The sequence below is a fragment of the Sphingopyxis sp. genome, from assembly GCF_036402335.1.
Lineage (GTDB): Bacteria > Pseudomonadota > Alphaproteobacteria > Sphingomonadales > Sphingomonadaceae > Sphingopyxis.
This window is the reverse complement of record NZ_DASWTD010000626.1, coordinates 1-4,341: the sequence shown is the minus strand read 5'-3', so window position 1 is coordinate 4,341 and position 4,341 is coordinate 1. Positions and strand designations below refer to the sequence as shown.

The 4,341-nt window shown below is 65.2% G+C and carries 6 protein-coding genes and 1 pseudogene; 2 read left to right on the top strand and 5 right to left on the bottom strand.

Going from position 1 to position 4,341, the window contains the following annotated elements; all coding sequences use genetic code 11:
- From VGD20_RS20115 to purB, 4 genes and pseudogenes are all read right to left on the bottom strand, one after another.
- Positions 1-220: pseudogene (locus VGD20_RS20115) on the bottom strand (N-(5'-phosphoribosyl)anthranilate isomerase); the annotation flags it as partial.
- 115 nt (positions 221-335) lie between these two features.
- The gene (gene pyrF / locus VGD20_RS20110; RefSeq protein ID WP_331136151.1) at positions 336-1,010 is read right to left on the bottom strand and encodes an orotidine-5'-phosphate decarboxylase; all 675 of its coding nucleotides are present in this window, start codon (positions 1,008-1,010) and stop codon (positions 336-338) included.
- Positions 1,007-1,351, bottom strand: coding sequence for a LapA family protein (locus VGD20_RS20105; protein WP_331136150.1), 345 nt, complete (start codon positions 1,349-1,351; stop codon positions 1,007-1,009). The genes pyrF and VGD20_RS20105 overlap by 4 nt, the downstream gene beginning before the upstream one ends.
- Before the next feature lie 64 nt (positions 1,352-1,415).
- Positions 1,416-2,732: an adenylosuccinate lyase gene (purB, locus tag VGD20_RS20100; protein WP_331136149.1), complete on the bottom strand. Its 1,317-nt coding sequence runs from the start codon at positions 2,730-2,732 to the stop codon at positions 1,416-1,418.
- Between the two features lie 198 nt (positions 2,733-2,930).
- On the opposite strand from purB, the gene VGD20_RS20095 reads away from it, so the two are divergent.
- Together VGD20_RS20095 and VGD20_RS20090 are read left to right on the top strand one after the other, a co-directional pair.
- Positions 2,931-3,251: a hypothetical protein gene (locus VGD20_RS20095; protein ID WP_331136148.1), complete on the top strand. Its 321-nt coding sequence runs from the start codon at positions 2,931-2,933 to the stop codon at positions 3,249-3,251.
- Between the two features lie 29 nt (positions 3,252-3,280).
- Positions 3,281-3,757 (top strand): calcium-binding protein, encoded by a 477-nt coding sequence (locus tag VGD20_RS20090; RefSeq protein WP_331136147.1) that lies wholly within the window; start codon positions 3,281-3,283, stop codon positions 3,755-3,757.
- A gap of 69 nt (positions 3,758-3,826) precedes the next feature.
- On the opposite strand, the gene rnk is transcribed toward VGD20_RS20090, so the two are convergent.
- Positions 3,827-4,210, bottom strand: a complete 384-nt coding sequence (gene rnk / locus VGD20_RS20085) for a nucleoside diphosphate kinase regulator (RefSeq protein WP_331136146.1) — start codon at positions 4,208-4,210, stop codon at positions 3,827-3,829.
- Between the last annotated feature and the right edge of the window lie 131 nt (positions 4,211-4,341).

Sequence of the window (4,341 nt, the reverse complement as noted above, 5' to 3'; positions counted from 1 at the left end):
CAAGCGCATCGCCGGTGAGTTTCTGCGAGGCGTTGACGAGCAGCAGCGCGACCTTGATCCGCGAGCCGGCATGTTTTCGCAGTTCCGCCGCGGTCTTCAGGTCGACATGGCGCTGGCTCGGCTCATAATGGACAAGGCCGATGTGCGTCGCGCCGAGACGGATGGCGTCGTCGACGGCTTGCGGAGTGGTGATGCCACAGATTTTGACGAGTGGGGGCATAGTCAGACTCTATTTGTCCGTTCGCATCGAGCGAAGTCGGGACGCCCCTCGACCTTGCGCTGTTCCGATGGGTGTCTCGACTTCGCTCGACACGAACGGGAATTTGGAAATGGCTTTAAAGCGTCGCTTCGATTTCGCGCGCGGCAAGATCCGGGTCGGCCGACTGGCTGATCGGGCGGCCGACGACGAGGATCGAGGCGCCATCCGCCATCGCTTGCGCCGGGGTGACGACGCGCTTCTGGTCGCCGGTCTTGCCGTTGGCGGGACGCACGCCGGGGACGACAAAGAAGCCGCCCGGCCAGGTCTTGCGCGCTGCTTTCACTTCCTGCCCCGAACAGACGATGCCATCGCAGCCGGATTCACGGGCCAGCGCGGCAAGGCGGACCACCTGATCGTGCGGCGTACCGCCGACGCCGATGTCTTCGAGATCGGGCGCATCGAGGCTGGTCAGCACGGTCACCGCGATGACCTTCGTATTGAGACCCGCCGCCGCCTTTGCTTCTTCGAGCATCGCCCGCCCGCCCGCCGCATGGACTGTCAGGATCGCGGGTTCGAGCGTGCGCAGTGCCTGGATCGCCTTGGCAGCGGTATTCGGGATGTCGTGCAGCTTCAGGTCGAGGAACAGCGGCAGGCCGAGCTTCGCCATCTCGTGCACGCCGTGATGGCCGTTGGCGCAGAAGAATTCGAGACCCAGCTTCAGTCCGCCGACATGACGCCGCACCTTTTGCGCCAGCGTCAGCGCCGCGTCGAGGTGCGTGGTGTCGATGGCGAGATAAAGCGGAGAGGTCATGGCTTGTCCGTGGGAAAAAGATCGGTGGGAGCGGGCGGTATGTCGTTGGCCGGCGCTGCGGCAGGAGCAACCTCGACGGGCCGGTTGGCGAGCGCGCGCAGGTCGGCCGCCTGCCGCTCGCTCGCGTCGAGGCGGCGTTTGAGCGACCAGCGCGTCGTGCGGAGCGCGATCCAGGTCGGGACGCTGCCGATCAGGAAGGCCGCGAGGATCAGCACGGGCAATTTGGTGTCGAGCACCTGGCCCGGCCAGATCGTGACCGTCACCGGAATCCAGTTCGCCATCGCGAAGATAACCAGCACTGCGGTCAGCAAGACCCAGATGATCGTTCGCAGGATTCCCACTCGTCTTGCTCCTTCACTGGCCCGCGCCAACCCTATGACAGATTAGCGCGGGATTCCAGCGTCACTATGCGGCGCCGAACACCCGGTCGAAGATCGTGTCGACATGCTTCATATGATAGCCAAGGTCGAACAGCGCGGTCAGTTCGTCGGCCGACAGCCGTGCGGTGACGTCGGCATCGGCCTTGAGCAGTTCGAGCAGCGAGAGCTGGCCGTCCGATTCCCACACCTTCATCGCATTACGCTGGACGAGGGCATAGCTGTCCTCGCGGCTTGCTCCCGCCTGCGTCAATGCCAGCAGCACGCGCTGCGAATGGACGAGGCCGCCCATGCGATCGAGATTCTTCTGCATCCGCGCCGGATAGACGAGCAGCTTGTCGATCACGCCGGTCAGGCGCGCGAGCGCGAAGTCGAGCGTGATCGTCGCGTCGGGACCGATGAAGCGTTCGACCGACGAATGGCTGATGTCGCGCTCGTGCCACAGCGCGACATTCTCCATCGCGGGAATGGCCGCACTGCGCACCATACGGGCAAGGCCGGTGAGGTTTTCGGTGAGCACCGGGTTGCGCTTGTGCGGCATCGCGGATGAGCCCTTCTGCCCCGGCGAGAAATATTCCTCGGCCTCGAGCACTTCGGTGCGCTGGAGATGACGGACCTCGACCGACAGGCGTTCGATCGACGAGGCTATGACACCAAGCACCGCGAAGAACATCGCGTGGCGATCGCGCGGGATGACCTGCGTCGAGACGGGCTCGACCGCGAGGCCAAGTTTGGCCGCGACATGCGCCTCGACGCGCGGGTCGATGTTGGCGAAAGTTCCGACCGCGCCCGAGATGGCGCAGGTCGCGATCTCGGCGCGGGCCGCCTGGAGGCGGAGCTTGCAGCGCGAGAATTCGGCATAGGCCTCGGCGAGCTTGAGCCCGAAGGTGACGGGCTCGGCATGGATGCCGTGGCTGCGACCGATCGTCGGGGTGAGCTTGTGCTCATAGGCGCGGCGCTTGATCGCCTCGAGCAGCGCGTCGATATCGGAAAGGAGGATATCGGCGGCCTGGCTGAGCTGGACCGCGAGGCAGGTGTCGAGCACATCGCTGCTGGTCATGCCCTGGTGCATGAAGCGCGCTTCTTCGCCGACATTTTCGGAAACCCACGTCAGGAAGGCGATAACGTCGTGCTTGGTGACGGCCTCGATCGCATCGATCGCGGCGACGTCAATCGCGGGGTTTGTCGCCCACCAATCCCACAATGCTTTCGCTGCCGACGCCGGAACGGTTCCGAGCTCGGCGAGGGCGTCAGTCGCGTGCGCTTCGATCTCGAACCAGACGCGAAAGCGATTCTCGGCCGACCAGATCGCGGTCATGTCTGGCCGTGCGTAACGCGGAACCATTGAATTTCCTTCCTTTTCGGGCACCTTGTCGCGGAATCCCGGCGGAACCGCGACGGGCCGCCCCGTAGCAGGGACGAGGCGTTTCGCCAAATCGGACGCGGTGCAACTTTGCGCAAACACGGTGGGTTGCTTTCATGCCCCATCAGGAAGGCGACAGGTCGCAATAGCCATAAACGTCGCCGCTACAGGAGAATAAATGTGTTGAAACAAGTGCTTTTGATCGGCGCCGCCGCCGTGAGCTTCCCGGCCCTGGCCCAGACCACTGCACCCGCGAGCGAAGAAACGGCCCCGACCACGCAGTCGCAGCCGGCGCCCGCCGATACCACCACCACACCCGCGCCGGATAGCGCGACGCCGCCTGCCGACACGACCGCGCCGGCTGAAGATGCGACGCCCGCAGACGACGCAGCGCCGACCGAAGATGCGGCGCCTGCTGAACCGGCACCGACCGCAGAACCCACCCCCCCGGCCGATGAGCCGGCGGCGCCCGAGCCTGAGCCGGAAGCGAAGCCCCGCTAATCGCGCCGATCCCAGACAGGAGTAAGATCATGTTGAAACAGATGCTTTTGATCGGTGCCGCCGCAGTGAGTTTCCCTGCGCTGGCACAGTCGACCCCGCCCGCCGATCCGTCGACCCCGCCCGCCACAAGCGAGCCGGCCCCGGGCCCGGATTCGACGACACCGCCCGCCGATCCCGCCGCCCCGGCACCGGCGCCTGATGCGTCGACGCCCCCGGCTTCGGCAAGCCAGCCTGCACCTTCGGGAACGGCGGCGTCGCCGACCCAGATCGCGCAGATCGTCGAACAGGAATTCCCCACCTATGACGGCGACAAGAATGGCGACCTCAACGAAGCCGAGTTCGGCGCGTGGATGAAAAAGCTGCGTGCCGCGACCGATCCCAGCGCCGACGTCGAATCAGCGGACGTCAAAACCTGGATCGGACAGGCCTTTGCTTCGGCCGACGGTGACAAGTCGGGCGGTGTGAACAAGACCGAATTGACCGGTTTCCTGTCGCGCGGCGCCTGAGGCGTCCCGCGGGGTGGTGCAGCCGTCGGAGCGATCCGGCGGCTGCATCGCTGTTTGATGAAGGCGCGCTCAGCCTTTCCGGACAAGGGGGTTGGGCTGCTTTACCGCGACAATTGTCAGCCGGTGCTCGGCCCCGCCCCGGTCGGGCCAGTTGATCGATTGGCCGACGCTCAGGCCGATAAGCCCGGCTCCGACCGGCGTCAGGATGGACATGCGTCCGGCGGATATGTCGGCATCGCCCGGATACACGAGATGCACGGCACGCTCGGTGCCGCTTTTTTCATCCAGAAACGTGACATGCGATCCCATCGTGACGACGTCGGGCGGGATATCTGCGCGTTCGCAGATCGCCGCGCGGTCGATTTCGTCGAGCAGCAGCTCGTAAAATTCGATGGAATCGCGCTGCTGTTGCAACGTCAGTTCGGTCAATGCATCGGCTTCGCTGTCGATCATGCGGATATGGGGCATCGCGGCCCCGTTTTTTGTCTTGGTCATGGCGCGGACTTTCCGGCTGGCACGCGGCGACTGGCCACGCGCGGCAATGTATGGACGGAAGGTGCCCCGGGCTCGGGGCGATCGCGCCG